Consider the following 26518-nt stretch of genomic DNA (forward strand, 5'->3'; position numbering starts at 1 on the left):
TGGCTTACTTGCGCGCCGGCGGCAGTACGTTGAGTTCGGCCTTGGAGGGCAGGAAGCTGCCGTTCCACACCGCATCAGGGTTGACGCGAGTCTTGGTGCCATAGGCATCAGACACTTGCGAGGCCATCAGGGACAGGCGGCTGGGCACGATCTGGCCGAAGCCTTCTGCGCGCGCGTCAGGGCTGGCAATGACGCTTTCAATGGCCAGTTGCAGGCGACGTGTCTCCATGGGCACGTTGACGATGCCGTCGCGCGCCTTCACGTGCTCTATGGACGCCGCGGGATTCGCCATGACCTCCTTGGCGCCCTTGGCGAAGGCAGACAGGAAGGCCTTGACGGCGTTCGGGTTCTCCTTCAGCAGCTTCTGGCCCACGATGATGGCGTTGCCATAGAGTTTCACGCCATGGTCAGCGTAGGGCATCAGGATCACGTCCTGGGCTTTCACGCCACGGGCTTCCAGATTGAGCAGCGAGGTGAAGCCGAAGCCAGTGATGGCATCCACATCGCCGCGCACGAGCATGGTTTCGCGCAGCGGCGGATCCATCGACACCCAATTGACGTCTTTTACGCCGTTGGCCTTGGCGAAGACCGGAAAACCGCGGCGGCCCGCGTCGAACACTGGGGCGCCGAGCTTCTTGCCGCTCAGGTCTGCGGGCTTGGTGAGGCCGGATTTTTTAGCGTGAACACCGCCGCAGGTGTGTTGTTGTAAACCATCATGACGGCCACCGGCTTGTTCGGTGCGTCGGGGTTGTTGGCGTGAAATTCCATCAGCGCTGCCAGATCGGCAAAGCCCATGTCATAGGCACCGGAGGCCACGCGCGTGACCGCGCCACCGGAGCCGTTGCCGGCATCCAGCGTGACGTCCAGACCCGCCTGCTTGAAATAACCCTTTGCAATGGGTTGCAAGAACAGCGCCGCCGGGCCTTCGAAGCGCCAGTCAAGTTGGAACTTGATGGGTGTCAGTGTCTGTGCACTGATTTGGGGCGAAGTGGCTGCGACCAACAGGGCGGCAGCGAGTCCGAGGCCGTGGCGGCGGGTCATGAACATTGAAGGTGCTCCCTATGAGTTCGTTGAGGCGATTAATGTTAGCAGCGATTACGCAAGAACGGTGCCAAGAATCGTGCCCGCCTGAGCTCAGTTCCGCGTCTGCAGCCCTCGCCGGTACTGAACCGCCTCTGCCACGTGGCCGACTTCGACTTCTTCGCAATTTTCCAGGTCAGCCACGGTGCGCGCAACCTTCAGGGCCCGGTGGGTGGCGCGGGCACTCCAGCCCAGGCGTGCGGCCGCAGAGGTCAGGAAGCTGGCGACGCTGGGGCTGAGCCTGACGTGCTGATCAATGGCTTGGCCTTGCAGCGCCTGGTTGGCGTGGCCTTGCCGGGCAACAGCCCTTTCTCGTGCGGCTTTGCAGCGCTCGCGCAGGGCTGCGGAAGGCTCGCCCGGCGGGGCGGTGAGCAGTTCGTCGGCCGACAAGGCGCCCAGTTCGACATGTAGGTCGATGCGGTCAATGAGGGGGCCTGACAGCTTGCCCTGGTAGCGTGAGACCTGATCGGGCGTGCATCGGCAGGCGCGCACGCGGGAGCCCAGGTAGCCGCAAGGGCAGGGGTTCATGGCCGCGATAAGCTGGAACCGCGCCGGAAAATCAGCCCGCTGGGCGGCCCGGGAAATGGTGATGTGGCCGGTTTCCAACGGTTCGCGCAGGGCTTCCAGTGCGGCGCGGGGAAACTCGGGCAATTCATCGAGAAACAGCACACCTTGATGGGCTAGCGAGATCTCCCCGGGTGGGCAGCGCCAAAGTTAGACATATTTTCCATCCAAATTAGGCTTCAACTCTAGCGCCTCGCGCAAGTTCGCACCAATTCGGTGCATTTCACCGTTGACTCATCTCTCTCCGCACCGGCGCACCGTGGGAGTGTGAATATGTCATTCGCCCCTTGGTGGTTTTCAGCGTGCTGTCGTGATCGAGCGACTTGCATCGTCTCAAGGCTCACTGGCCGGCCTGTGGCGCGAGCGGCCATCCAGTAAGCACGCTCGTGCGCCTGGTTTTCTGCGCTGAACGGCCATTCCCTTCGGGACTCTGGAAACCGGCGAGCGGGACTGAGAAAGCCAACTTGCCACGCCCAGATCTGGTCAACTGCTGATAACCACCGGTGAGCTAGCGGGACCCAGGTCGACAATGGATCCTTGCCAGACCTCCTCACGCCACTCCCCGTAGTCAGTTTCGCGCGACTGCACCGTCACCCTCCACACGTGGCAGAGCCGCATGCCTTCAACGTGCAATAGTCGCTTAGTCACCTCGCGGTCGAGAACTAGCGCCACGCCGGTTTGACTACCCATATTCTTTGGATGGGTTGGCCTCCACTTCCAATTCCAGTACAGTAGCTCGCCGACTTTGGCACCGGAGAGAAGAACGTCTGCTCCACCCCTTCTGGCCGTCGCAGTGAGGGGAATTCGTGAGTTGTGCGTCGGGAGCCGCGGCATGCGCATCACAAGATCGGACTGCAGATAGCCCACACTGTTGCCAACCAGCGGCAAGAGAACGGGCCGAAGACGGCCACCCGCCTTCGTCGGGAAAGTCGCCTCTTGGTCTAGCGCATCGATCCGGAGCGTCAGGTCCTCGGCCCTCGACACACAAATCCTGCCCGGTAGGAAGTCATGGACGCTGAAAACTTCTTCGGCCTCAATTTCTTCGCCGGAACCAAGGATGGAAACGATCTCCAGTTCGCCTTTGTACCGGGCATCATCATGCAATGGTAAGTTGAGATGGAGGAGCGATTTGCCCTCGGCTTTGTGCACTTCCTGCATGATTGAAGTAGCAAGAACGGCCGCCTCGTCCGGCGCATCGGGGCTTGCCCCATGGACGGGGCCCGCCCATCCCGGCACCCTGCCGGGCAACATCGGCAGCAGGCTTAGGTCAGCCGGCGAAGCAATCATCGCCGCGCCCTGAGCCTCCACAATAGGCATTTCCCACACGTCAGCGGCGAGGGCACAGTGACATCTACAGAGGGGTACATGGAATTCTCAATTGGCGCGCCATGCAGTCGGGAACTCGTCCGCACTAACAGGGCTGGCGGAGTCCCATCAAAAGGCAACCTAGGGACGAACAGAGCTGATCCTTAGGAGGCGTTATGCCATGGAACCATGCGGAGGACCTGAAGCGACTTCCGCCCTCTGAACGAGAGCTGCTGGATAAGCGCAGGGAGGAAATCAGCCAACCGCTGTTGTCATCGAGTGCGGCAGGAAGCGAGGAAGATGGGCGGGACCCCATCGAAGCGCGTCGTGAGGCTTTGGCCGAGCGTGTCGCAGGTGAAGCAAGGCAGGTGAAATTCCGGGACGCTGCGGCGATGTACATCGATGCACACGAGCCCGGCTGGAGGAACGCAAAGCATGGCCTCGACTGCGGTGCTTTGCTCGTCTCCAGCTTCGACGTTCAGATAGGAGTCCAGCCGCAGATTCGATGAGGACGGGATGAGGCACGCTGCAGACCTTCTGGACAATCCGACGAGCGTCCGGAACGCTACACGAAGCAGAAGTAGCTGGCTCGCTACTATTTCATCATGCGCGGGCAAGTTGGCGCTGTCGCTTCCGTTGTTCGTCACCGTACTTTGATGCGCTCACCTTAGAAAGGCATCAGCGCGTCAACTGGATCACGTTTACCGCTGACCCAAAGACTTGTCTGACAGTTGATGTGAGGTGGTGATGATGGCTCAGAAAGATGACTTGGGTGTGAGTTGAACGGTCTCGGAGCACCGTCAGGCCTGCCAGGAGCAGTCGATCGGGTTCACGGGTCGAATGATTGCGGCAACTGAGAGCTGACATTGACTCTCCCTTGCGATGGAGCACTTTCTCGGGTCGACAGCGGCCAGCGCCCTGGCACCACCACGTCAGAAGCGCAGCGCATCAAGGAACTGGAGCGTGAGGTCAAGGAATTGCGCCGGGCCAACGACATCCTGAAGACGGCCAGCGCGTTTTTCGCGCAGGCGGAGCTCGACCGCCGACTCAAGTCGTGAAGGCCTACATCGACCGTCACCGTGATGACTACGGGGTCGAGCCCATCTGCCGGGTGCTGCAGATGGCCCCGTCGTGTTACTGGCGCCACGCAGCATGTCAACGCAATCCGCAACTGCGCAGTCAACGCGCCCAGCGTGACGAGGGTTTGAAGGCCGACATCCAGCGCGTGTGGCACGCCAACTGGCAGGTCTACGGCGCCGATAAGGTCTGGCTGCAGATGAACCGCGAGGGCATCGCAGTGGCGCGCTGCACGGTCGAACGATTGATGCGCGCCATGGGCTTGCAAGGGGCACGCCGTGGCAAGACGGTGCGCACCACCACGCCGGACACATCGGCGCCGTGCCCGCTGGACCACGTCAACCGGTATTTCCATGCCAGCCGGCCCAACGAGTTGTGGGTGTCAGACTTCACCTACGTTTCCACCTGGCAGGGCTGGCTGTACGTGGCCTTCGTGGTGGACGTGTATGCCCGGCGCATCGTGGGCTGGCGGGTCAGCCGCAGCATGCAAACGGACTTCGTGCTGGATGCGCTGGAGCAGGCGCTGTATGACCGCCAGCCTGCGGCTGATGCCTTGACGCACCATTCCGATAGAGGCAGTCAGTACGTTTCCAAGCGCCGAACACCTGTCATGTTCGCCGCCTCGTCGTCAACCATCTGCTGGATGATCTTTGTATCGACCTGATGCCCATCGTTCATCATGCGATGGTGGACTGTTCCTACCAGCTGGCTGCGGATACGCTGATCGTAGGTCAGGGCCATGGCCGCAAGTTGACGCCTCATGTCTTGGGGCCAGACTTGGTCTTGCCGCAAGCGCTCATCGCAGAAAGTGAATTCCGGAGTGTCCGCCCTGGTTCTCTCCCGTCGCCTGGCGGCAGTCGCCACCTCGTCGATCTGGCCATGCTCATCAAAAACAACCGCATAGACCTGACTGGCCCGTTCGGTTGACAGCATCCCGTTGCGGATTTCGCTGGCAATCGCAGCAAGGTCTCGTTCCATCGGGTCACCGAATCCACCGCCCGTCGGGCTTGTGATCTGGATCACATCACCTCGATTGAGTTCGAGCACGGAGATCTTGCCGATGGAACGTTCATCAGGACGGCCTGGGTTCAGGACAGCAGTGCCTTTGACGCCGTGTTCTCCGCCTCTGAAGCCCCAGGCCGAAAAGACAAAGCGATTCATGTTGCGCACAGTCATGACTGCGCGGTGGGCGGTATTTTCAATCTCCATCTGGAGGGCGGCGCCGCTGACATAGCGACCCGCACGCCGGCTGTCGGGAACGATCCGAATGGCCCGCATGATCATCGCAGTCTCCACCTCAATGATTTCCACAGGAACGCTGCGCTGCGAGTACCGGACTGCTGTTCCATCGACGCCGTCGCGACTGCGACGCGCTCCGCCACCGCCATGAATCGTGTTGATGACGTTCACGCGATCACGCCCGGTGCGCGGATCTGGGGCTGCGACGACAATCACGCCCGCATTGCCCGAGTCGGCGGCAGCGAGTCCCTCCGGCAGGGCCTGGTTGATGCACCCCAGGAGAACGTCGTAGGCACGCGTTGCAGATGCCGCGCGGGATCCGCCGGATGCAGGGAAAACGGCATTCAATACCGTACCGCGCGGCGTGTACGAATAGATGGCACGCAGGATTCCGGCGTTGCGTGGGGTTAACGGGTCCATCGTCAGGATGAACGCGTAAAGGCATTGAACAACATAGGGGTGCGTTGATGCGCCGCTCACCAGGTTGTACGCAGCCGGAAGTTGTGGGTCTGTCCCTGAGAAATCGAGGTGGATCTCTCCCTTGCTTACGGTCATCCGCGCCGAGAAGAAAGCAATCTGGCGGTCATTGATTCCCTCCAAGTAGTCGGAGAAGTCGTAGACGCCGTCCGGGATGGATGCAATGGCTGTGCGAGCCTTGGATTCCGCGTAGGAAATGACATCCTGCATCGCCTGCTCAACGGCTTGACCGCCATATCGGCCACACAACTCATTGACTCGACGGTCAATGCTCTTGAGGCCGGAGATCATGGCCTGGATGTCTCCCCATACTTCGCCGGGGATGCGACTGTTGTCGGCAAGAATCGCCTTGACCGTGGTGTTGAGCACGCCGCCCTCATAGAGCTTGACGGGCCTGAGTCTGAGCCCCTCCTGGAATACTTCAGTGAAGGCGGGAGAAATGCTGCCCGGCACGGCTCCGCCGATATCCGACGCATGCACGAAGGCCCAGCCAATGGCAATCAACCGATCATCCCGAAAAATCGGATAAAGCAGCGTGATGTCCATCAGGTGCGTAACCAGGCCGTCTGTTGTGAACGGGTCATTGGTGATCACGATGTCGCCCGGCTTCAGGTTTTCTCGCCCGATGGCGTCAAGGGTCGGCTTCAGAGGCGAGCCGACAAAGACATTCACCCCCGAGAGCATGGGATAGGCAAACATGTCGCCATCGACGGTCGCGACTGCGCACTGATAGTCTTGGACAAGCTTGACGAACGTTGTATGAGCGGTGCGGTACACCGCTGCAGACGCTTCTTCAACAATCGCGTTAAAGCGATTGCTCATAATGGCGGTACGAACTGCATCCATGGGTCAACTCCGGGTCATGAGAATGGTGCCGTAGGCGCCCACGCGGGCCACAAAGCCGGGTGGCACTACGAGGGTGGCGTCAGATTGCTCGATCACGGCGGGACCGGGCACTTCGTCGGAATGGGTGAGGCGAGACCTCTCAAAGACAGGCGCCTCAGGAAAAATCTCTCCCTGGAAACGCATCGACCGCGAGCCCTTGAATGCATCCCCGACCGCCGATGAAGATGGTGCAGCGGGCTCTGGTATCGACATGGCCCCCCGGATCCGGACGCGCAGGTCGACAAATTCAACTGGCGCTTCGGGATCGCAGTGGTTGTAAATTCGCTCGTGCTCCTTATGGAAGATCGCATGCATTGCGCTGAGGTCTGCAGACTCGACCGCAGAATCCGGCAAGCGCACATCGACCTGGAAGGACTGGCCGGTGTAGCGCATCTCGGCCCAGCACTCGAAGCCGGTCGATACCAAGCGCTCAGGCGGTGCCTGCCGGGACAGCCATTCACCTGCCTCCTGGCGAAGTGCTTTGTACTTTTCGGAGAGTGCGGTCCCATCCACACGTTGCCCATGCACCGTTTCCATCACGTCGTGACTGAGTTCGGAGACAAGCCCGCCGAATGCGCAGAATGTTGAAGGGCTTGTGGGCACAAGCACGCGATTGATGCCGAGTTCAGCGGCAAGGAGGGGGCCGTGAATGCCGCCACCGCCGCCGTACACGAGCAGTGTCAGGTCTTCGGGGTCGACCCCCTGGCGCGCCAGGTAGGGAAGCACGCCAGCCACCATGTTTGAACTCGCTACCGCCACGCACATATCGGCCGCGCCGAATACATCAGCCTTCAGCCCACTGGCGACGGGAGCCATCGCACGCTCAGAGGCAGTTCGATCAAGCCCCATCTTCCCGCCCAGGAGAGCTTCAGGAAGATATCCGGCTAGCAGGTAGGCATCGGTCAGCGTGGGTGCCGTTCCGCCGCGAGAAAAACAGGCTGGCCCCGGATACGAACCCGCGCTTTGCGGCCCAATCCGCAGCACACCATCATCGATCATGGCGATGGATCCTCCGCCCGCACCGATAGCCTCGATGCCTGTGACCGGCATCACGACAGGGAAGTCGCCGACCTCGGCGGCATTCGATGTCATGGCTTGGCCATCTCGCAGCAGCGAGATATCGGTACTCGTACCGCCCATGTCCATCGTGAGGATGTTGCGCTCACCAGCCGCTCGGGCTAGGTATTGGACGGCGGTGACGCCAGAGGCCGGACCGGAAAGCAGCGTGTGCACCGGGAAGCGCCGCGCTTCAGCGGCCGCCATGGCGCCGCCGTTGGAGCGCGTGATAAACAACTGCGAACCCGGCAGCCGGCTCTCAACATACCGCTCAACGGCGCCGATGTATTCATTCATGCGCTTTCTCACAAACGCGTTGAGCACGCTCACGATCGCCCGCTCATACTCACCGACACGCGGCCAGATTTCGCTGGAAAGACTGACTTCCGCATCGGCACCCACCACGGTGCGAATGGCTTCTTCGACAGCCCGTTCGTGCGCTGGATTGGCGTAGCTGTGAAGCAGTGCCACCGCGTAACCGTTCGCGCCTGCATCCTTGGCCTGCTTGACCAGTTCCTGAATCGCCTCTTGACGAATTGGGGTTCGAACCGTCCCCCCGTGCAAAAGCCGCTCGTCCACCTCAAAGACCATCGCGCGTTCCACCAGTGGCTTGGTCCGCGTCTCAAAGATGTTCAGGGGATTGCGAACCCCCATTCGCTGTAGCTCCAGCAGGTCGCGGTAGCCTTTGGTCACGATGAAAGCGACCTTCGGCCCCTTGCGCTCGATCACGGCATTCGTGCTCACGGTCGTGCCGTGCATGACGACCGCCGGCTCGCCGTCCTGGGGTCCCAATCGCTCCAGCAATAACTCGAAGCCCTGGCGAAAGCCCTCCTCGAAAGCCGGAGGCGTAGAGGGAACCTTCAAGCTGATGACTTCAGTGCCACTGCCTTCTCGCCACCCACAGAAGTCTGTGAAGGTGCCGCCTATGTCAACGCCGATGCGAATCATTGTAAAAATCCTTTAGTCGTTTCTCAGTGCAGAAGCTCTAACGCCAGGCTACGCAAGGGATCTTTGCCAGGCCGTTGATATCACCGGAACCTGAAGATCTATTGCGGCCATAGCGCATGCTCATGACTCGGTCGTGTTGATGTAGTTCTCCCAGTAAGGAGCGCGATTCACGCCGATCAATCAAGCAGGTCTGATTTTTCCTGCCGCCATCCCATCAAGCAAATCAATATTCAAGACCGGCCAATAAGTCACATTTATTTGCATGACGACCTCTCACTGCGGGAAAGAGACGCAAGCAGACAATCTGCCTACGTTGGTTGAGCAAAGGTGATGAGGTTGCGGCGTCTACGCCCAACAAATCAGCGTAGGAGATTGGCACGACCATGTGCCTGGGAGGCTGCATGCCGCCTGACGCTGCAAGGTGGGCCGGAGGCATTCGCTTGGCCTTCTGGAGCCATCGGCGGCATGCGCCCCAATATCTCCAGAAACCAGCAAGTAGGCTCAAGCTGTGTGATCAGCCTTGCATGCCATGAGCACTTCCGGCTTCACTACACAAACGATCACTCCATGGTCTTTGCCGCGCCTGCGGCATCAACTGCAGCCTTCCAGCGGGCCGACTCGGTCTGGAGGAAAGTGGCAAAGCGCTCCCGCGGCAAATCCATCGGGGTCAGCCCCATCTCAAGCAGACGCTTGCGCACATCTGATTCTTTGACGATAGAGTCCATCGCATTCCTCAGGCGGAAGACGATCTGGTCCGGTGTCTTGGCCGGCACCACCAACAAGATGTAGCCCTGCAGGTTGAAGTCTTTGACGCCTTGCTCCTGGAGAGTCGGAACGTCCGGAAGCGATGGAATCCGCTCGGCTGTACTCACACCCAACGCCTTGATCGTGCCTTCGGCAATCATGCCCCTCACAACGGGCACGGTGTCCGACATGAAGTCGATGACGCCGCCTCGCAGATCAGTGATTGCCGGCGCACCGCCTCGGTAGGGGACGTGTTCGGCCTTGACACCCGTTTGCTTCAGCATTTGGGCCACGATGAGTTGCGGCACCGTTCCCACGCCGGATGAGCCGTAACTCAGTGTGGCGCCGGGCTTCTTGGCGTAGGCCAGAAACTCCTGGAAGTTCTTGACAGGCAGGTCCTTTTTCGCGACGAGCACCTGCGGCGCCCAGGCGATGGCGCCGACCACCACGAAATCGTTAACCGGGTCATACGGGAGGGGTCTCACAGTTGTCCAGGGACCAACACTGAGGGGGCCGGGCGCACCGATGGCCAGGGTGTAACCGTCTGCAGGCTGTTTGGCCGCATAGGCGGTGCCGAGTGTCCCGCTTGCACCCGCACGGTTTTCGACGATCACCGGTTGACCAAGCTGCGCTGCCAGTTTTTCACCGATCAGTCGAGCTGCAACGTCTGAGGAGTTTGCTGCTGGGTAAGGCACCACGATCTTGATGGCGCGATCCGGCCATTGCGCATGTGCGCTAAAGACGGCGCCAACAGCTATGCAAATTCCCAGAAGATTTTTGAGATACCGATTCATTCATTTCTCCGATTCATTTGGACACCCCGCTGATGTCACCCTTTATGCCGCAACCAACTGCTTTTTTGGGGTAATTTCAGTGGACTTGGAAGCCGAATCGATTGTCTTTCGAAGCCGTGAAATAAGCCCATCAAAAGATCCGGCCGGTCTATAAGTCCCTTTGATAGGGCAGTCCTGTCTGCCGGCACAGGCTAGTTTTTTAGGCTGACCCGAAGGGATTCGACAAGGGCTTGCGCCGCTCGATTTGGGTGCTGCATCAACGGAACAATGGCTCCGATTTCAAAATTTTGTATGGGATCGAGAGGTAGCGTAATCAGACCTGCCCGTTGATGTTCAGGCAAGCTGATGCTGGTGACGATCGTCACACCCAGGCCAGCACGAACCAGCTCGATGGCAGCCCCCGCATCACCGACCTCAATCACGAACTTTGGACTGACGCCCGCCGTGGCAAACCAGTTTTCGACCATCGGCCGGATCACGCCCCCAGGTTTGATCCCGACGACAGGTATGCCATCAAGGTCAGCGGGCGAGACATTCACTCCGCCATGAAGGAAGCCAGGCGCGGACGCGACACACAGGAGCTCGCTGTCGAATAGCTTCGTCGCAATAGCCCCTTCCATTACCGGCGGCAACGAAAGAATACCCAAATCCGCTTGGGCAGACCTGATCCGATGCATGATGGTCAGCCGATGGTCCACATCGACATCCAGTTTTAGCCCCGGATGAGCGACTGCAAATTGCCCGATCGCATTCATGATGCGGCCGCTCGCAAGAGCCTGTGTGAGGAGGACGCGAACAGTAGCCCGCTCATGGTTGGCGATCTGTTGCGCGGCAGCCTTGATGCCATCCAGGCCGTCGTAGAGCCTGTTGACCTCTGCCATGAGTTGCAGAGCCTCCGGCGTCGGTATCAGCTTGCCACCGCGTCGACTGAAAAGCTCGAACCCCACCTCTTTTTCGAGACCACTGATCAGGTAGCTAATAGCGGGTTGCGTGATCGCCATCGCCGAACTGGCGCGCACCATGCTTCCCTCGCGCATGACGGAGCGGAACGCCTCGATTTGTCTCAACTTGAGTACCACGGCATTGCCCCGACAATGAATTCAAATTACGACGCTAGAGACTCGCACACGAGACAGGAGTCCTTCGACGGACGATGATGCGAGTTCCAGATGAACGACCAAATCATTGCCCGCTAGAAAATCCTCTCCAACGATCAGTTCTGCCATGCTGATCATGGCCTGCGTGTAGGGCATATTGACGTTGGCCACACGTCCAAGTGCCAGGAGGAATACGAGCCCATATGGCACGTCTTCCGACAGGTATCGGGTATCGATCCGGGTCGGCCCGGGCGGTCCGCCACGCTTCTTATGCAGCTCGGCGGCTATGTCCTCTAGACGATCCCCTTCGGCCTTGAACGATTGCGAGAAGTGTTTCTTGACGCTGCGCACCTCGATACCGAATGCACCGGCAACGGCCAGGCGTTCAGCGTCGATGGCCTCAATGGCGGAGGACACGCGAGGCGTCATGTAGTGATACTGGGGCCAGTTTTCTGCTCGCTCAATCCTCGTCCAATTGAACAATGCGAGCGGCACGTGTGTGATAGCGCTGGTATTCGCAAGGCTTGAGACAAGCGGGTCTTTTTCCTCGTTGAACCCGTCGCCAAACAGCGCCTCACAAGCAGCGAGCGCCTGAGGTGCGGCCGTCTGTGGCAGACATGAGATCGCGACCTGGCTACGCCGAGTCATGATGTTCACCTGAGTCGGCCCCTTGCGCCGCGCCGTGAGAGCGGTCGTGCCGAAGCTCGCAACACAAAGGTCAATGCCGCGCGCGACGGCGCGCTCATACAAGTACAGCGACGACAACGATCCCATTGAGCTGACAATCACCAGATGTCCGGAACGCAGATTCGGCAACAGTGCGTCCATCACTGCCTTATGGGCATTGAGTGGAACAGCAATCAGGATCACGTCGGCCTGATCCGCCAGCGTCTGCGCGCTATCGGAGACCCCCACGGCAAGCGTCGCTTCCAATGCGCCCGTTGCGCTCAACGGCTCGTTTCGCAGCGCATTTGCGCTACCACTAGGTGCCCACACTGAAACCCCATGACCGCGATGGGCGGCCCAGGCCGCACTCGCCAAGCCAATGCCCCCGGCACCTACAATTCCTACTTTGATCCGATTCACTTTTCTTCCATCTTCGTTTCGCATACGCTCAGCCCTTTCGGCTTTTAGGGATTCACCCACCGAGCGGCACAAGAAAATCCCGAGCCAGCGCCGTGTGCCGTGCCCCGGATGAAAACAGCGGCAGCGGGAGATGATGGGGCCCCCGACTTGCCTGCATCAGTCTGCTTTGATGTTGTTTTGACGGACAACGGCGCCCCAGCGCGCGTTTTCCGACTGGACCAGGCGGTCGAAGTTTTCCATAGTCGTCGGGTCGACATCGCACCCGATATCGGCAAGCTGTTTGATGACCTTCGGGTCCTTCACTGCGGCAGTGAACTCCTCATGGATCTTCTTGGCAATGGCAGGCGGCAGCTTCGCAGGCGCCATCACGCCAATCCAGGTCGTGAGCTCGGCGGCAGGAATGCCGGCTTCGGCCATCGTCGGCACGTTGGGCAACAGGGGCGAGCGCTTGGGGCTGGTGATGGCGAGCGCACGAATCTTGCCGGACTGCACATGGGTGGCCATCGTGGCGAAGTTGCCGATCATCATTTGGATCTGGCCGCCAATCAGGTCCATCTCCGATGCCGGAACGCTCTTGTAGGGCACGTGGGTGATCTTGATGCCCGCGCTCGAGCGGAAAAGCTCCGTCGCCACATGCAGGGCTGATCCGTTACCGGAGGAACCATAGTTCAACTCGGTGGGCCGGGCCTTGGCGAGGGCGACCAGTTCGGACACCGAGTTCACCGGCAGGCTCTGCGTCACCCCCAGGAGGTAAGGGCTGGTGCACAGCTTGGCGATGTTGGTGAAATCTTCTGCGGGTTTGTAGGGAAGGCGGGGAAGCACATGGTTGGACATCACGTAGGTCGACATGGTCGCCTGACCCAAGGTGTAACCGTCCGGTGTGGCTTTCGCCGTCGCGTCATTGGCGATCGTCCCGGTGGCCCCCGGACGGTTATCGATGACGATCGGCTGTCCCCAGCGCGCGCTCACCGCATTGGCAACGATGCGGGCGGTGGCATCGGCCGCGCCGCCCGCAGCCCCCGGGATGATCCATCGGACGGGCTTTTCAGGGTACGCCGCGTGCACCGTCTGGAGCGTACCGGCGAAGCAAAGTGCCAGCAAGGCGCTCTTACGTCGCATGGTCGAGATGTTCAGTCGCATAAATATTTCCTTTACGAATGGTGAGGGACAAGCCCCTCTTGTCTTGTTACCCGCCCTGAAGCCTTGGGCCTGTGCAGCAGGCCCTCACTGAGACGACCACGTGGTTTGCCGTGTTCATGCCTATTGCTCGTCGATGTTCAACGTTGCCAGTTCCGCAAGCGTCACCGGCTTGAGCGGCGGCCGGATGCGATAAAACCCCACCTCGGCGACCGTTCGGCCTTGCTCCTGGGCAAGGATGTGCGCGACGGTGTAGCCGCATTGACGGCCTTGGCAGGGTCCCATGCCCGCACGGGTATATGCCTTAAGCTGGTTCGGACCGGGCTGACCGATGGCAGCGGCTTTGCGGATGTCGCCGGCCGTTAGTTCCTCGCACCGGCAGACGATGGTGTCGTCGGTTGGCGTGGCGATGTTTGCGCGCGGTGGGTACAGGGCGTCCAGCATGGGGCGCAGTCGCAATAACTTCTTCAGTTTTTCGCGAAGGGGGCCGCTTGCACCGACGCTGCCTCTCCCGACAGGCGGCCAGCTCGCTGAGCTACTCCAAGCGCCACCAGCTCCCCGCGTACACAGGCTGCATAGGCGCCGCCAATCCCGGCGCCGTCGCCAGCCACGTAAATGCCTGGCTTGTCGGTTTGCCCCCATTCGTCGAGAACCGGCGCCAGACACGCCTGCTGCGAGCTCCACTCGTGGGCACACCCGAGCGCCTGCGTCATGTGAATCGAAGGCACGACGCCTTCATGGGACAGAAGCAAGCTGGCCGGCACGCGCATGGTTTTGCCATTGGCCTGGATGTATTCAATCTCCTGCAGGCGATCCTGGCCCAGGGCACGGACAGCCGTGACGCCGCGCACGCGCTTGACTCCGGCGGCTTGAATTTCCCGCATCCAGGCCAACCCCTTGAGGAGGTCCTTAGAGCTGGCCATGGCCGCACCGATCCAGGGCAACGCACGGCGCCAGCCGCCAGCGGGCGACGTATCCAACCACCCGGCGATCTTGCCGCCAGCTCGGACCAATTGAGCCATGTAAAGCAGGGGTAGTGGCCCGCTGCCAACGACCCAGACGGGCTCCGAGGGGATTTGTCGCGATGTCTTGAGCAGAATCTGGGCCGATCCGACGGTCATGACACCAGGCAAAGTCCAACCCGGGAATGGCGCGGGTCGCTCCTGCGCGCCCATTGTCAAGATCACGTGGCCGGCGGCCACCGATTCCGCCTGACCGCTGCGGGTCATGTAGACCTTCCATTCGGGCTCAACCTGCCAAACCCTGGTCTCAGGCTCATAGCTGGCGCCACAGGATCGAAAGCGCGAGGCGAGATCAGCACCGGCAAGGTACTCCTTGCCCAACAGGGCGCCAGTTGTTGTCGGTGCCACCGCCTCCACTGCACGCCAGATCTGCCCGCCAGGCGTCGGCTGCTCGTCCACGACCAGAACGGACAGGCCCTGAGCCCGCAGTCCAATCGCTGCGCTCATTCCGGCCGGGCCCGCGCCAACCACCACCGCATTAAAGGATCTCATGACGCCACCTTCGGCCGGCCGAGTTGACGCTCAACGCACATGCCTTCGGCGACCGGGACCAGACAGGTCTGGGTTGACGACGCACCGTCGACGATTGCCAGGCAGTCGAAGCACACGCCCATCATGCAAAACGGTGCACGCGAACTGCCGTGAACGGGCGTGTGGCGGCAGCTGGGATCCGCCTGACGCATCATCACGGATGCCACCGTTTCACCGCGCTCGGCAGTGACTGACTTCCCATCAATGGAGAGCGTCAGCGGTGGTGTGCTGGGGGGACTGATTTTTCGAAACATTGAATCGCTCGAGAGGAAAGGCATTGAGAGTCTGGAGATGACGGCCGCTGGCCAGTGCCTGCGCGTAGGGGCCAGCGTGGAATGACGCGAGCGTCACCCCAGAGTGGCAAGTTGCGATCTCCGCGCCTGGGTACATCTGGGAGCTGGCATAGACGGGGTACCCATCCGGCGTCATCACTCGCAGGCAGGACCATTGGCGCACCAGGCGCGCTTTGCCCAATTCAGGGAGGATGCGAAGTGCTTTTCGGGTCATCCTCACAGCTGCGGCGGAAGTGGTACTTAGGTCATACCCCACGTCCTCCTGAGTCACGCCGATCATCACTGTGCCCTCGCCGGTTTGACGCAGCCCGCTTGCGGGTACAGGCAGGACAGGCGCCAGGCGCTCGGTCACGAGGATCTGTCCTCGCTCGGGATGCAAGGGGACGTCCAGTCCGATCATTCTCCCGAGCGCCACCGACCCAAGGCCGGCAGCGATCACGACACGTTCGGCTCGGGCCGTTTGCTCACTGGTCTTAACCTCAAAGCCGCCGCCTGCCAAGGGCTTGATCGAGGTCACAGGGTGCCCGTTGCGCACCATGCCGCCCCGGCGCTGGAAGGCGGCTTGGAGCGCAGCCAGGAGTCGAAGCGGGTTCGCCTGACCGTCCTGCTCCCCCAGGCTCGCGCCCACGACGTCAGGGCCGAGTCGCATGGTGGGGTAACGACGCGCCAGTTCGCTGCGATCAAGAATCCGCACGGAGGGGGCCAGTTCTGGCGTCTCAGCTTCCCAAGCATCCAGCATCTTGGCGCGAGCAGACAACTCGTCGTCGCTCAGGCAGAACTTCAGACCGGAGCCGGTTTGGTAGTCAAGTGAAATTCCCGTCTCTGCCTCCAGTCCCGCAGCAAACTCCGGCCATGCATCAGCTGCCGCCGCCGACAGCCGGTGGTACTCGGGGTAGCGGTAACCCTTTCCTTGGACCCAGACCAAGCCGAAGTTGGCCTTTGCCGCCCGGTAGTCCCTGTCGGCCCCATCGAGCATCAAGACCCGCTTGTCGTACCCGGCCAGGCCGTATGCAATGGCGGCGCCCACGATTCCGGCGCCCGCAACGATCACGTCGTATTCACGCTGCATGTTCAAAGACCTTTCTTCTTCGGGGCGATGCGCAGGCTGCGCGCGGTCCCCGCAGTGCCAGAACCACCAGGGTTCAGCAGCGCCGTCAAGTGGATCGCCTGGGGTGAATGGAAATGAGGGTTCATTGACCGAGAGGTGAGTTGCGATGGCTGCGAACCGTCTGACGTTTGCTTCAACACAGCCTTCATCGTAAGCAAGATCACCTCAGGTCGCCAGGGTAAAAACCATAGTCAATGTTTTTATGCAATACCTCTTTGTTTCGATGCTAAATCATTGTTTTTATTGAACATTTTATCTAGAAAATGTCATTAAGATAGCATCTTGAAATAAAACCATGTCTAAATACTATGAGCATGAAAATCACGCTGCGCCACTTGGAGGCTTTTCGGGCGGTCATGGTGCGCAGGACCGTCACCGGTGCCGCCGAGATGCTTGGGGTGACTCAACCCGTCGTCACCCGCCTGATTGCCGACCTGGAGCAGCGCATCGCGATTGCGCTGTTTACCCGAGACAAGGGACGCCTCGCTCCAACGCCAGAGGCCACACTGCTTTTTGCCGACGTCAATCAGTCATTGATGGGGATCGAGCGGATCGCGAATGCGGCAAGCGGCATCAAGGCACTGAAGCTGGGCCACCTGGAGATCGCCGCGGCCCCCAACATGGCCTTGTCCTTCCTGCCACGCGCCATCGCCAGCTTCAGCCTGGAGCGTCCAGAGACCTTGATCACAATGCACATGCATAGCTCTTCAACCGTTCTGGATATGGTCCAGAGCGGACGCTGCCATCTGGGATTCGCCATGGTGCCCGTTCATGCGACGAGGCATGGCAATAGTGAGACCCTTGTTTCGGCCAAGATGGTTGGAGTGATTCCTGTCGGGCATCGACTGGCGACCCGCAAGGTCCTGAACCCGGAAGATTTCGAGGGAGAAAGCTTCATCTCCATGGCGCCGCTGATGGAGACACGCATGAAGATCGACTCCTTGATGCTTTCCTACGGCGTGAACAGAAGGATCAATGTCGAAACGCAAATCTCGTCAGTCGTGATCCGATTAGTCGAAGCGGGCGCAGGAATTTCTATCATCGATCCGCTGACGGCCACTGGCTACACCGGTGACCAGGTCAGGTTCATCCCCTTCAAGCCAGATATCGTGACCGATTACTCGATGGTCATCTCACCGAGAAACTCCTCGACCCTGGTTCTCAAGCCTTTCATCGACCACGCGCGGCGTGAGATCCGCAAGATGGTGCCCACGCATCTGATCGTCCGAGGTTGACGAGCCGCACTTCGTGCAATTGCGTGATTTCCAGCTTGCTGAGAGCGGCTTGGCCGTCCGGTCTTCAGGTGCTTTCTCTGGTTGACTACAGCGCGTACCGCTGCACAACGTTCATTGCGAAGACATACCGATTTACGGGCGGGAGGGGCGTAAGCGTCAGCTCAGCACCCTCTTGACGAGGTCCTTATGGGATGGTCAGACGTCCAGAACGTGTCGCAGCAATGACTTGCCCCCCACCAGCCGTACCACGGTAAACGAGAGAAGTCCGTCAACCCAGGAGAATGACGGACATGAAGAAGAGCAGGTTCAGCGACGAACAAATCATTGGCTTCTTGCGACAGGCCGAAGCCGGCATGGGCATCCCCGAGTTGTGCCGCAGCGGCGGCTTCAGCCAGGCCACGTTTTACAAATGGCGTTCCAAGTTCGGCGGCATGCAAGTCTCAGAGGCCCAGCGCCTGCGCGAGCTTGAGAGCGAGAACGCCAAGCTCAAGAAACTGCTGGCCGAAGCGCACCTGGACATCCACGCCCTCAAGAGCGTCTTCGGGGTAAAGCGCTAGCCCCACAGGCGCGGCGCGATGCCATCCGACAGATGCTTGAGCAGCATCACCTCTCGGAGCGGCACGCCTGCCGCCTTGTGGGGCTATCCCGAGACAGCTACCGCCACCCGCCGCAGCCCTGCGAGCTCAACGCCACCCTGGGTGAGCAGATTCGGCAAACGGCCTTGGTGCGCCGCCGATTCGGCTACCGGCGCATCCACGACATGCTGCGCCAGCAGTTTCCCGGGGTGAACCACAAGCGCATCTATCGGCTGTACCGGCAGGCCAACCTGACGGTGAAGAAACGCCGCAAAGTCAAACGCCCAACGCAGGAGCGCGTGCCGCTGCAACTGGCCAGGAACATCAACGAGGTGCTGAGCATGGATTTCGTCTCGGACAGCCTGTCCAGTGGACGGCGCATCAAGTGTCTGACGGAGGTGGATGACTTCAGCAAGGAGTCCGTGGACATCACGGTGGACTACGGCATCTCGGGCCAGTACGTCACCCGCGTCCTCGACCAAGTGGCCAGGTTCCGCGGCTACCCGGCAGCAGTGCGAACGGACAACGGCCCGGAGTTCACCAGTCGGGCGTTCCTGGCCTGGGCGCAAAAGAACGGGATTCGGCACATCCTGATTGAGCCGGGCAAGCCCATGCAGAACGGCTACATCGAGAGCTTCAACGGCAAGTTCAGAGATGAATTGCGCTGCCCCCAGGATTAGCAACACGACGATTCAGAGTCCGTGGGTTGAATCGTAATGGGTTGATCTGATGGCGCAATGCCGCCAGGGCGCTGGCGGCATTGCGCGGCGAACTTGGCCGGAGGCAAGTACGCCAGGGTGCTGTGCGGGCGTTGGTGGTTGTAGTCCTCACGCCAGTTGTCGATGACGCTGCGCATGTGGCTCAGGCTGGCAAACCAGTGTTGCGACAGGCATTCGTCGCGCAAGCGGCTGTTGAAGCTCTCGATGTACGCGTTTTGAACGGGCTTACCCGGCTGGATGAAACGCAACTCCACCTGGTTCTTGGCGGCCCAGTCCTGCATCGTGCGCCCCGCGAACTCCGGGCCGTTGTCCGTGCGAATGACCTTGGGAAGGCCCCTCTCGGCCTTGACCTGATCAAGCACGCGCGTGACGTACAGCGCCGGAATCGACGTGTCCACCGCGATCTGGACCGACTCCTTTGTGCAGTCGTCCACCACGGTGAGCGTCTTGACCTTGCGGCCGTTTGCCAGTTCATCGAACACGAAGTCCATGCTCCACACCTCGTTGGGTTGCTCGGGACGCACCAGCGGCTGGCGCTCGGGCACCGGCAGCTTCTTGCGCCGACGCTTGCGCACCGCCAAGCCTTCCTCGCGGTAGATCCGCCAGGTGCGCTTGACGTTGATCGCCCAACCCTCATGGCGCAGGCGGTTGTGCAGCATCCGGTAGCCGTGGCGGCGGTGCTGGCCCGCCAATTCCTTCAAGCGCTCGCGCAGTGTCTCGTTGCCATCGGTGCGAGGCTGGTAGCGCAGCACGCTGGTGCTGATGGCCACCAACCGGCACGCCTGGCGTTCGCTCAGGCCTTTGGCCTGGAGCTGTCGAACGCACTCGCGCTTGGCCGCCACGGCCGTCACTTTCCCTTGAGCACCTCCCGCATGGCGTCGATCTCCAGCATCGAGTTGGCCAGCAGCTTCTTGAGCTTGTTGTTCTCCGCCTCCAGGGCCTTCAGGCGCTGGGCGTCCGACACGTTCATGCCGCCGAACTTGGCCTTCCAGGCGTAGTAGCTCGGCTCCGAGAACCCGTGCTTGCGGCACAGTTCCTTGACCGGCAGTCCGGCATCGGCCTCACGCAGGAAGCCAATGATTTGCTCCTCGGTAAATCGCTTCTTCATCGTCCAATTTCCTCTCAGGGGTAATTGGACTCCAGACCGTCATGTGGCTGATTTCAGGGGGCAGCGCAGAATGCCTCAACGAGCAGTGGTTTGAATCGTTGTCACAGGCCCGGGAGTGCATTGCACATTGGCGGCGGGATTACAACGAGGTCAGGCCGCATAGCAGTCTGGGACGCATCCCGCCGGCACGATTCGCCCAGCAGCACCGCCAGCGCGCTGGCGGTGCTGCTGGCAGTGAGCAGAAACAAAACTTCGATTAACCTTTAACCTCGGACTTCTCCAATCCGTTGGTACGGTCAATGGGGGCAGGTCAGACAAGCTCTACTGGAGGCAATAGAGTCTGAAATTCAGTCGGCGATCGATTCGGCAACCACTTCGATCCAGATTGCCATGGAATGGGATGGCGAGCAGTGCACATGTGATATTGATGGCGAGACTTATTACTACACGCCTAGATCAAATCACTTGTCGGAAATTCTTAAAATTTTGAAATATAAAACCGGGGAGCAGCACTTAGAAGATGGCAAGTCTTTGTTGGAAATCTCATGGAAATAAATTTACCTTTTTGACCGGCGAATCCTTTGTGATATTTTTGAATCAATGATGAGAGGCATTTATGTTCTTCAAGCGGCTTTTCGGAATATCCGAATTGAACCAAGGTGAGGTTCTGAAGAAGGTCAGTGATCGCACTTGGGTCTCATCAACGGGCGAGACCATCAACAAAGTCAGCGACGACATCAGCATTTCCTCGAACGGGACCACTTACACGAGAACTGGCTCCACGGTGGTCGGTAGCGATGGGAGCTTGTTTACCAGTATGGGAGGTTCAACGAGTTCCGACGGCAGCTTCCGCATGGGAGACTTTGCGACCGGTAGAGGCGCCACTTTCGAAGATGACGACTCGAAATGGTGACTTGAACGGATTCGGAATCCTGCGGACAAATGAGGGTGAGACCTAAACAGGTCCAGACTTCCGCAACTATCCGCAGGACTTGGATGCGTCAGGTAAGGTTTAGCAGGCCTACACTTGCACGGAATTGAACCCGGGTCCGCAGCCACCACCAATCAAGAAGCCCCAACCACTCTCGGTTGGGGCTTTTTTTCGTCTGATCGCGCCAGAAGTCGCGTGTTGTCGCGGATTCGCGCGAAAACTTGCGGACTTCGCCTGCCGGCCATCTGGCTCGTTCCCGGTCACCTTTCGCTCTCTCCTTGCCATTATTCTCCCGGGCTTCGCTCTCCGCGAATGGCCCGAAGTCCGCAGGGGCTGGCCCGGACCTCACTGGAATCAACGGGTTACACGCGGACGGATCAAGGAGTTGGATTGCGTCATTGCCTACCCGGCCGGGACAACGCCGGTCACGGAAACGGGCAGATCCCGCCCAGCGGGCCCTCGCGCGCCTACCTGAGCCGGGCGCGCTGGTCATCCCACAGCGCTGGCGGATCCACCGCCAGATCAAAGAGCGTGACGTGGTTGGGCAGGGCGTCGTCGAGGATGGCGGCCACGATGTCCGGCGCCAGCGTGGTCAGGTTGACCATCCGGCTCACGTAGCTGTTGTCGATCCCTTCCCGGGCGGCGATCTCCTTGAGGGACTTGGCCTCGCCCGACTCGAGCATGGCCAGCCAGCCAAGCCGAAACCCACCCAAGGTGTATGGCCGCCGCGGACCGTGAACGAACTTCTGCGCTGGCAAGAACTACTTGACCCGAAGGCCCGCCGTGACATGGAGCAGCAGCTGCTGCGCGCCTGCGCGCGCCGCAAGCGAATGGCCTTGTGCGTAGTCAAGACGCCCAGGACGCAATATGCCTTCTGGGTTCCGTTGACCAAGGACCAGAAGCAATCTCCTGCCCAGGCTCTGGCAACCGCAAGGCCCTGGCTTCTTGCAGCGAAGGTGTACCCCATGACCACAGCGCGCATCGACGACGACTACGTGAGCCAGCGCAACACGCCAGGCAAGACCACGCTGGCCGGCAAGCGCATCGCCCTCATCGGGTGCGGCACCATTGGCGGGTACCTTGCCGAACTGCTCGTGAAAGCTGGCGCGGGCTTGGACGGGGGCGAGCTACTGCTCGTTGACCATGACATCCTGATGCCGCAGAATGTTGGGCGCCATAGTCTCGGCCTGCACTACGCTCTGAAGAACAAGGCCACGTCGCTGAAAACTGAACTCGCGTTAGGCGCCCCGACCGCGAACCTGCGTGGCCTGCCGGTCAAGGTGCAGGAGGCCGGACTCGGTACGCTGGATCTGCTCATCGACGCCACCGGAGAAGAGGGCCTGAGTTCTCAGTTGACGCGCCGTCTTTCTGATTCCGGCAAGTTCGTCCCGTCGCTCACGACATGGGTCGAGGGGCCTGGTGTTGCCGTCCGAGCCCTCCTGCGTGACAGTCAAGATCAAGGCTGCATCCGCTGCATGTGCAAGGCCCATGGAGAGCAGCTGTTCCCTGTGGTGCAAGAAGCGATGCCCGACGAACTCGCAGGGCACGGCTGCGAGAGCCTGTACGTCCCGTTCCCAGCCACCGTCTCCATCCACGCCGCATGCCTAGCAGCAGATATGGTTTCCGACTGGCTTGCTGGCACCCCCGCCCCGCGGCTGCGGACCGCGTTGACGCGAAGAGGCTTCATCAAGGCGACGGAGGACACCGACGTTCCGCGCCGCGAGAACTGCCCTGCATGCAGTTAGTAAATGAGTGGGCCACGGCTGACCGACGCCGGCTAGTGGTCCTCAACGAAGCCGTGACGCAGGTCTTGGTGCGTCACAGGCAGCGCTTTCCCTGGCAGACGGAAGCTGGTGGCATTCTGCTCGGGCGCCGGCGCGGCAATCATTTTGAGGTGGTCGAAGCCACGGAGCCGACGCACCGCGACCGCAGGTTGACCTACTTGTGGGAACGGGAGGCCTTCGGCCATGCACAAGCTGCTACGCGCGCATGGAGGCTCGCCGCGGGGACCATCGACTACGTCGGTGAATGGCACACACACCCACAACGCGTGCCCATCCCGTCATCGTTGGATCGGCGCGAGTGGCATGCGCTGGCTTTGGATCGCCCGACGGTGTTGCTTCTAGTGATCGTCGTCGGAACCAGTGAGCTGCACATCGAAATGGTGAGTGCAGCAGGGCAAGTAGAGCTCATACCGCTCTTGTGACATGGCGCGAATGTCTTCGGCCAGACGCACAGTTCACTGAAGCTCACTGCACAGTCGCACAGCCGGGAAACGCGACCGACGCAGCCATCACATTGGCTAGCGAAAACGCACCATTCCCGCCAGCTGCCCGGAGTTGCACGTCCGCTTCCGACTGCTCGGGTCGTTCGCGCGTCTTCAGGTCGCTAGCGTGGCTCAATGACTGTATTGGAACCGAGACCGCAATTTGGGCTTCCACCGGTGACCGACTGCAATCGCTGCAAGCCGGTCATTGAAAGTATCTAAATGCAATACTGCAACTTGGGCCGGTACCGTCGTTCACAGTAGTGCTCGGGGCTAGCTCCTGCTATCGAATTGCACGAGTTGGCTGCAACTTTGGGAGTTCATTCTGCTTATTTTGAAGTCTACCGTGCTAAGTCATTGATTCTGCAAGGCCTCGAATCAGTCTAACTTTGGTGTTGCCCACCGGGTCGAGGTGGTGAGCCACCACCGACCAGCGCCACAGCGCTTGCCGAATGATGGGGTACGCGGGTGGGGCGCTGGCCCCAGTGTTCAAGGGTGAAGCTTCCGCCCAGACTGGCCACGGCGGCACTTTGCAGTGCTTCAGAAACGGTCATGGGCGGCAGCAGGCCGGCGAAACGCTGCGCCAGCATGGATTTGCCGGTTCCGGGCGGGCCCATCATCAGCAGCGAGTGGCCGCCAGCCGCCGCAATTTCCAAGGCGCGCTTGGCAGCCGCATGGCCTTTGACATCGGCCAGGTCCGGGTAAGGCGGCGCGCTGGGGCGTTCGGCAGGGGCCACGCGTGCCCACCCCTGGTCAGCGTCGGCGGGGTGGGGCGCGGAGGCGGGCAAGAACTGCGCAGCCACATCCAGGAGATGGCGCGCTCGGTAGACGGCCATGCCCGGCACCAGGCCGGCTTCTTCAGCACTGCCGGGAGGCAGCACCAGTTGGGTGTCAACGCCTTGCTGGTGCAGGGCGACGCCCATCGCCAATGCGCCGCGCACCGGGCGCAACTCGCCAGAGAGCGATAGCTCGCCGGCGAACTCCCAACCGGCCAGGCGTGCTCCGTCTATTTGTCCGCTGGCTGCCAGAATGCCCAGGGCGATAGGCAGGTCGAACCGGCCAGAATCCTTGGGCAGATCGGCAGGTGCCAGGTTGACCGTGATGCGCCGGTTGTGTGGAAACTCAAAGCCGCTGTTTTGTATGGCGCTGCGCACGCGTTCACGCGCTTCCTTGACTTCCACATCGGCCAGCCCCACCAGGGTGAAGCTGGGCAGTCCGTTGGCCAGATGAACTTCTACGGTGACCTGTGGTGCAGCCAGGCCCATCAGAGCGCGGCTGGCGACGAGACATAAGTCCATACTGTGATCGAATACTGGGTTTGGAACAGGATGCAGCGCCAGCGAGACGGCCTGCACATGGCCGTGCGAGCGCGAGCGGACGATCTCGAAGGCTGATGCTGGCACGAAGGTCTCGCCCTTGACCTTGCCGTCCTCCCGGTGGCTGCGCCGCAGCAGGTGGGTGCGGTAGACCCGATCCTTGTACTTGCGCGTGGTAGTGACGACGTGAGCGGTGCCAAGAATCGTGCCCGTCTGAGCCAAGATCAGCTGGCCGAAGTGGCCGACGTGTTGTCGGCGGCACACATCGGCGGCGCATACCCTCAGTTCCGCGTCTGCAGCCCTCGCCGGTACTGAACCGCCTCTGCCACGTGGCCGACTTCGACTTCTTCGCAATTTTCCAGGTCAGCCACGGTGCGCGCAACCTTCAGGGCCCGGTGGGTGGCGCGGGCACTCCAGCCCAGGCGTGCGGCCGCAGAGGTCAGGAAGCTGGCGACGCTGGGGCTGAGCCTGACGTGCTGATCAATGGCTTGGCCTTGCAGCGCCTGGTTGGCGTGGCCTTGCCGGGCAACAGCCCTTTCTCGTGCGGCTTTGCAGCGCTCGCGCAGGGCTGCGGAAGGCTCGCCCGGCGGGGCGGTGAGCAGTTCGTCGGCCGACAAGGCGCCCAGTTCGACATGTAGGTCGATGCGGTCAATGAGGGGGCCTGACAGCTTGCCCTGGTAGCGTGAGACCTGATCGGGCGTGCATCGGCAGGCGCGCACGCGGGAGCCCAGGTAGCCGCAAGGGCAGGGGTTCATGGCCGCGATAAGCTGGAACCGCGCCGGAAAATCAGCCCGCTGGGCGGCCCGGGAAATGGTGATGTGGCCGGTTTCCAACGGTTCGCGCAGGGCTTCCAGTGCGGCGCGGGGAAACTCGGGCAATTCGTCGAGAAACAGCACACCTTGATGGGCTAGCGATATCTCGCCGGGCCGGGGTGGCGAGCCTCCGCCCACCAGCGCCACAGCGCTTGCCGAATGATGGGGTGCGCGGGTGGGGCGCTGGCCCCAGTGTTCAAGGGTGAAGCTTCCGCCCAGACTGGCCACGGCGGCACTTTGCAGTGCTTCAGAAACGGTCATGGGCGGCAGCAGGCCGGCGAAACGCTGCGCCAGCATGGATTTGCCGGTTCCGGGCGGGCCCATCATCAGCAGCGAGTGGCCGCCAGCCGCCGCAATTTCCAAGGCGCGCTTGGCAGCCGCATGGCCTTTGACATCGGCCAAGTCCGGGTAGGGCGGCGCGCTGGGGCGTTCCGCAGGGGCACGCGCGCCCACCCCTGGTCTGCGTCGGCGGGGTGGGGCGCGGAGGCGGGCAAGAACTGGGCAGCCACATCCAGGAGATGGCGCGCGCGATAGACGGCCATGCCCGGCACCAGGCCGGCCTCTTCCGCGCTGCCGGGAGGCAGCACCAGTTGGGTGTCAACGCCTTGCTGGTGCAGGGCGACGCCCATCGCCAATGAGCCGCGCACCGGGCGCAACTCGCCAGAGAGCGATAGTTCGCCGGCGAACTCCCAACCGGCCAGGCGTGCTCCGTCTATTTGTCCGCTGGCTGCCAGAATGCCCAGGGCGATAGGCAGGTCGAACCGGCCAGAATCCTTGGGCAGATCGGCAGGTGCCAGGTTGACCGTGATGCGCCGGTTGTGTGGAAACTCAAAGCCGCTGTTTTGTATGGCGCTGCGCACGCGTTCACGCGCTTCCTTGACTTCCACATCGGCCAGCCCCACCAGGGTGAAGCTGGGCAGTCCGTTGGCCAGATGAACTTCTACGGTGACCTGTGGTGCCGCCAGGCCCATCAGGGCGCGGCTGGCGACGAGACATAAATCCATACTGAGACCGGAAACTGAGTTTGGCGCAAGATGCCGCGCCGTGAGCCTTGGCGACTTGGGCTTTTCGGCACCAAGGCCGTGGTGAAGTCGCCTGCGAGCGGAGCGTGGT

At 61.1% G+C, this 26518-nt stretch carries 18 protein-coding genes, 7 pseudogenes and 1 other annotated feature; of the genes and pseudogenes, 8 read left to right on the forward strand and 17 right to left on the reverse strand.

Annotated elements, in window-relative coordinates; translation table 11 throughout:
- Positions 1 to 4 precede the first annotated feature (4 nt).
- The 3 genes and pseudogenes from AAAK34_RS02920 to AAAK34_RS02930 form a co-directional block, all read right to left on the reverse strand.
- A pseudogene (locus AAAK34_RS02920) lies at positions 5 to 1041 on the reverse strand (ABC transporter substrate-binding protein).
- Positions 1042 to 1134: 93 nt separating this feature from the next.
- Positions 1135 to 1779 (reverse strand): annotated as a pseudogene (locus tag AAAK34_RS02925) (ATP-binding protein); the annotation flags it as partial.
- 348 nt (positions 1780 to 2127) lie between these two features.
- A complete protein-coding gene (locus AAAK34_RS02930; RefSeq protein ID WP_431777726.1) occupies positions 2128 to 2961 on the reverse strand; it encodes a hypothetical protein in 834 nt (277 codons plus the stop codon).
- A 164-nt stretch (positions 2962 to 3125) separates the two neighbouring features.
- On the opposite strand from AAAK34_RS02930, the gene AAAK34_RS02935 reads away from it, so the two are divergent.
- Both AAAK34_RS02935 and AAAK34_RS02940 read left to right on the forward strand, forming a co-directional pair.
- Complete coding sequence (locus tag AAAK34_RS02935; RefSeq protein WP_431777727.1) at positions 3126 to 3458, forward strand: hypothetical protein; 333 nt, start codon at positions 3126 to 3128, stop codon at positions 3456 to 3458.
- Positions 3459 to 3848: 390 nt separating this feature from the next.
- Positions 3849 to 4624 (forward strand): annotated as a pseudogene (locus AAAK34_RS02940) (IS3 family transposase); the annotation flags it as partial.
- Positions 3962 to 4078, forward strand: a sequence feature (AL1L pseudoknot). Its footprint overlaps the pseudogene before it by 117 nt.
- Here AAAK34_RS02940 and AAAK34_RS02945 read toward each other — a convergent pair.
- The 10 genes from AAAK34_RS02945 to AAAK34_RS02990 all read right to left on the reverse strand — a co-directional run bounded on the left by AAAK34_RS02945 (position 4606) and on the right by AAAK34_RS02990 (position 16404).
- A complete protein-coding gene (locus AAAK34_RS02945) occupies positions 4606 to 6588 on the reverse strand; it encodes a hydantoinase B/oxoprolinase family protein (protein ID WP_431777728.1) in 1983 nt (660 codons plus the stop codon). The pseudogene AAAK34_RS02940 and the gene AAAK34_RS02945 sit on opposite strands and share 19 nt — an antisense overlap.
- A gap of 3 nt (positions 6589 to 6591) precedes the next feature.
- Entirely contained in the window at positions 6592 to 8631 is a 2040-nt protein-coding gene (locus AAAK34_RS02950) for a hydantoinase/oxoprolinase family protein (RefSeq protein ID WP_431777729.1), read from the reverse strand.
- 560 nt (positions 8632 to 9191) lie between these two features.
- Positions 9192 to 10169, reverse strand: coding sequence for a Bug family tripartite tricarboxylate transporter substrate binding protein (locus tag AAAK34_RS02955; RefSeq protein ID WP_063840234.1), 978 nt, complete (start codon positions 10167 to 10169; stop codon positions 9192 to 9194).
- Between the two features lie 191 nt (positions 10170 to 10360).
- Positions 10361 to 11248 (reverse strand): LysR family transcriptional regulator, encoded by an 888-nt coding sequence (locus AAAK34_RS02960; RefSeq protein ID WP_431777730.1) that lies wholly within the window; start codon positions 11246 to 11248, stop codon positions 10361 to 10363.
- 21 nt (positions 11249 to 11269) lie between these two features.
- Entirely contained in the window at positions 11270 to 12412 is a 1143-nt protein-coding gene (locus AAAK34_RS02965) for an NAD/NADP octopine/nopaline dehydrogenase family protein (protein WP_255416935.1), read from the reverse strand.
- A 96-nt stretch (positions 12413 to 12508) separates the two neighbouring features.
- On the reverse strand, positions 12509 to 13492 hold the full coding sequence (locus AAAK34_RS02970; protein ID WP_431777731.1) for a Bug family tripartite tricarboxylate transporter substrate binding protein: 984 nt from the start codon (positions 13490 to 13492) through the stop codon (positions 12509 to 12511).
- 120 nt (positions 13493 to 13612) lie between these two features.
- A complete protein-coding gene (locus AAAK34_RS02975; protein ID WP_431777732.1) occupies positions 13613 to 13948 on the reverse strand; it encodes a (2Fe-2S)-binding protein in 336 nt (111 codons plus the stop codon).
- Positions 13949 to 13956: 8 nt separating this feature from the next.
- Positions 13957 to 15003 (reverse strand): FAD-dependent oxidoreductase, encoded by a 1047-nt coding sequence (locus AAAK34_RS02980; protein WP_431777733.1) that lies wholly within the window; start codon positions 15001 to 15003, stop codon positions 13957 to 13959.
- On the reverse strand, positions 15000 to 15320 hold the full coding sequence (locus AAAK34_RS02985) for a (2Fe-2S)-binding protein (RefSeq protein ID WP_308411487.1): 321 nt from the start codon (positions 15318 to 15320) through the stop codon (positions 15000 to 15002). The genes AAAK34_RS02980 and AAAK34_RS02985 overlap by 4 nt, the downstream gene beginning before the upstream one ends.
- Positions 15244 to 16404 carry an NAD(P)/FAD-dependent oxidoreductase gene (locus tag AAAK34_RS02990; RefSeq protein ID WP_055361514.1) on the reverse strand — a complete coding sequence of 387 codons (1161 nt, stop codon included), beginning with the start codon at positions 16402 to 16404 and terminating at the stop codon, positions 15244 to 15246. The genes AAAK34_RS02985 and AAAK34_RS02990 overlap by 77 nt, the downstream gene beginning before the upstream one ends.
- Before the next feature lie 353 nt (positions 16405 to 16757).
- Between AAAK34_RS02990 and AAAK34_RS02995 the strand changes: the two genes are divergently transcribed.
- Together AAAK34_RS02995 and AAAK34_RS03000 are read left to right on the forward strand one after the other, a co-directional pair.
- Complete coding sequence (locus AAAK34_RS02995) at positions 16758 to 17678, forward strand: LysR substrate-binding domain-containing protein (protein WP_231717650.1); 921 nt, start codon at positions 16758 to 16760, stop codon at positions 17676 to 17678.
- Positions 17679 to 17968: 290 nt separating this feature from the next.
- Positions 17969 to 18933: pseudogene (locus tag AAAK34_RS03000) on the forward strand (IS3 family transposase).
- Here the strand turns inward: AAAK34_RS03000 and AAAK34_RS03005 are convergent.
- Positions 18930 to 20080 (reverse strand): IS3 family transposase gene (locus tag AAAK34_RS03005; RefSeq protein WP_431777734.1). Its coding sequence is split into 2 segments (ribosomal slippage): positions 18930 to 19831 and positions 19831 to 20080, totalling 1152 coding nucleotides; the frame shifts between segments, so codons are not numbered across the junction. The pseudogene AAAK34_RS03000 and the gene AAAK34_RS03005 overlap by 4 nt on opposite strands.
- A 68-nt stretch (positions 20081 to 20148) precedes the next feature.
- Here AAAK34_RS03005 and AAAK34_RS03010 point away from each other — a divergent pair.
- Both AAAK34_RS03010 and AAAK34_RS03015 read left to right on the forward strand, forming a co-directional pair.
- Positions 20149 to 20340, forward strand: a pseudogene (locus tag AAAK34_RS03010) (integrase core domain-containing protein); the annotation flags it as partial.
- A gap of 389 nt (positions 20341 to 20729) precedes the next feature.
- Positions 20730 to 20993, forward strand: coding sequence for a hypothetical protein (locus AAAK34_RS03015; RefSeq protein WP_431777735.1), 264 nt, complete (start codon positions 20730 to 20732; stop codon positions 20991 to 20993).
- A 485-nt stretch (positions 20994 to 21478) separates the two neighbouring features.
- Here the strand turns inward: AAAK34_RS03015 and AAAK34_RS03020 are convergent, their stop codons facing one another.
- Positions 21479 to 21694, reverse strand: a complete 216-nt coding sequence (locus AAAK34_RS03020) for a hypothetical protein (RefSeq protein ID WP_431777736.1) — start codon at positions 21692 to 21694, stop codon at positions 21479 to 21481.
- A gap of 51 nt (positions 21695 to 21745) precedes the next feature.
- On the opposite strand from AAAK34_RS03020, the gene AAAK34_RS03025 reads away from it, so the two are divergent.
- A complete protein-coding gene (locus AAAK34_RS03025; protein WP_431777737.1) occupies positions 21746 to 22756 on the forward strand; it encodes a ThiF family adenylyltransferase in 1011 nt (336 codons plus the stop codon).
- A complete protein-coding gene (locus AAAK34_RS03030) occupies positions 22747 to 23217 on the forward strand; it encodes a Mov34/MPN/PAD-1 family protein (RefSeq protein ID WP_431777738.1) in 471 nt (156 codons plus the stop codon). Before AAAK34_RS03025 ends, AAAK34_RS03030 begins: the two co-directional genes overlap by 10 nt.
- 461 nt (positions 23218 to 23678) lie before the next feature.
- On the opposite strand, the pseudogene AAAK34_RS03035 reads toward AAAK34_RS03030, so the two are convergent.
- Positions 23679 to 24575 (reverse strand): annotated as a pseudogene (locus tag AAAK34_RS03035) (YifB family Mg chelatase-like AAA ATPase); the annotation flags it as partial.
- A gap of 299 nt (positions 24576 to 24874) precedes the next feature.
- Positions 24875 to 26409 (reverse strand): annotated as a pseudogene (locus AAAK34_RS03040) (YifB family Mg chelatase-like AAA ATPase).
- Positions 26410 to 26518 lie beyond the last annotated feature (109 nt).

Origin of the sequence: Ottowia caeni, from assembly GCF_050821495.1 — a bacterium.
GTDB classification, from domain to species: Bacteria; Pseudomonadota; Gammaproteobacteria; order Burkholderiales; family Burkholderiaceae_C; genus Ottowia; species Ottowia caeni.

Bases quoted from the DNA above. Each gene is read 5' to 3' on its own strand.
- AAAK34_RS02950 (WP_431777729.1), bottom strand. From the start codon at position 8,631: ATGATTCGCATCGGCGTTGACATAGGCGGCACCTTCACAGACTTCTGT.
- AAAK34_RS02955 (WP_063840234.1), bottom strand. From the start codon at position 10,169: ATGAATCGGTATCTCAAAAATCTTCTGGGAATTTGCATAGCTGTTGGC.
- AAAK34_RS02945 (WP_431777728.1), bottom strand. From the start codon at position 6,588: ATGGATGCAGTTCGTACCGCCATTATGAGCAATCGCTTTAACGCGATT.
- AAAK34_RS02995 (WP_231717650.1), top strand. From the start codon at position 16,758: ATGAAAATCACGCTGCGCCACTTGGAGGCTTTTCGGGCGGTCATGGTG.
- AAAK34_RS02930 (WP_431777726.1), bottom strand. From the start codon at position 2,961: ATGCCTATTGTGGAGGCTCAGGGCGCGGCGATGATTGCTTCGCCGGCT.
- AAAK34_RS03020 (WP_431777736.1), bottom strand. From the start codon at position 21,694: ATGCTCGAGTCGGGCGAGGCCAAGTCCCTCAAGGAGATCGCCGCCCGG.
- AAAK34_RS02990 (WP_055361514.1), bottom strand. From the start codon at position 16,404: ATGCAGCGTGAATACGACGTGATCGTTGCGGGCGCCGGAATCGTGGGC.
- AAAK34_RS02970 (WP_431777731.1), bottom strand. From the start codon at position 13,492: ATGCGACTGAACATCTCGACCATGCGACGTAAGAGCGCCTTGCTGGCA.
- AAAK34_RS03030 (WP_431777738.1), top strand. From the start codon at position 22,747: ATGCAGTTAGTAAATGAGTGGGCCACGGCTGACCGACGCCGGCTAGTG.
- AAAK34_RS02985 (WP_308411487.1), bottom strand. From the start codon at position 15,320: ATGCCTTTCCTCTCGAGCGATTCAATGTTTCGAAAAATCAGTCCCCCC.
- AAAK34_RS02935 (WP_431777727.1), top strand. From the start codon at position 3,126: ATGCCATGGAACCATGCGGAGGACCTGAAGCGACTTCCGCCCTCTGAA.
- AAAK34_RS02980 (WP_431777733.1), bottom strand. From the start codon at position 15,003: ATGAGATCCTTTAATGCGGTGGTGGTTGGCGCGGGCCCGGCCGGAATG.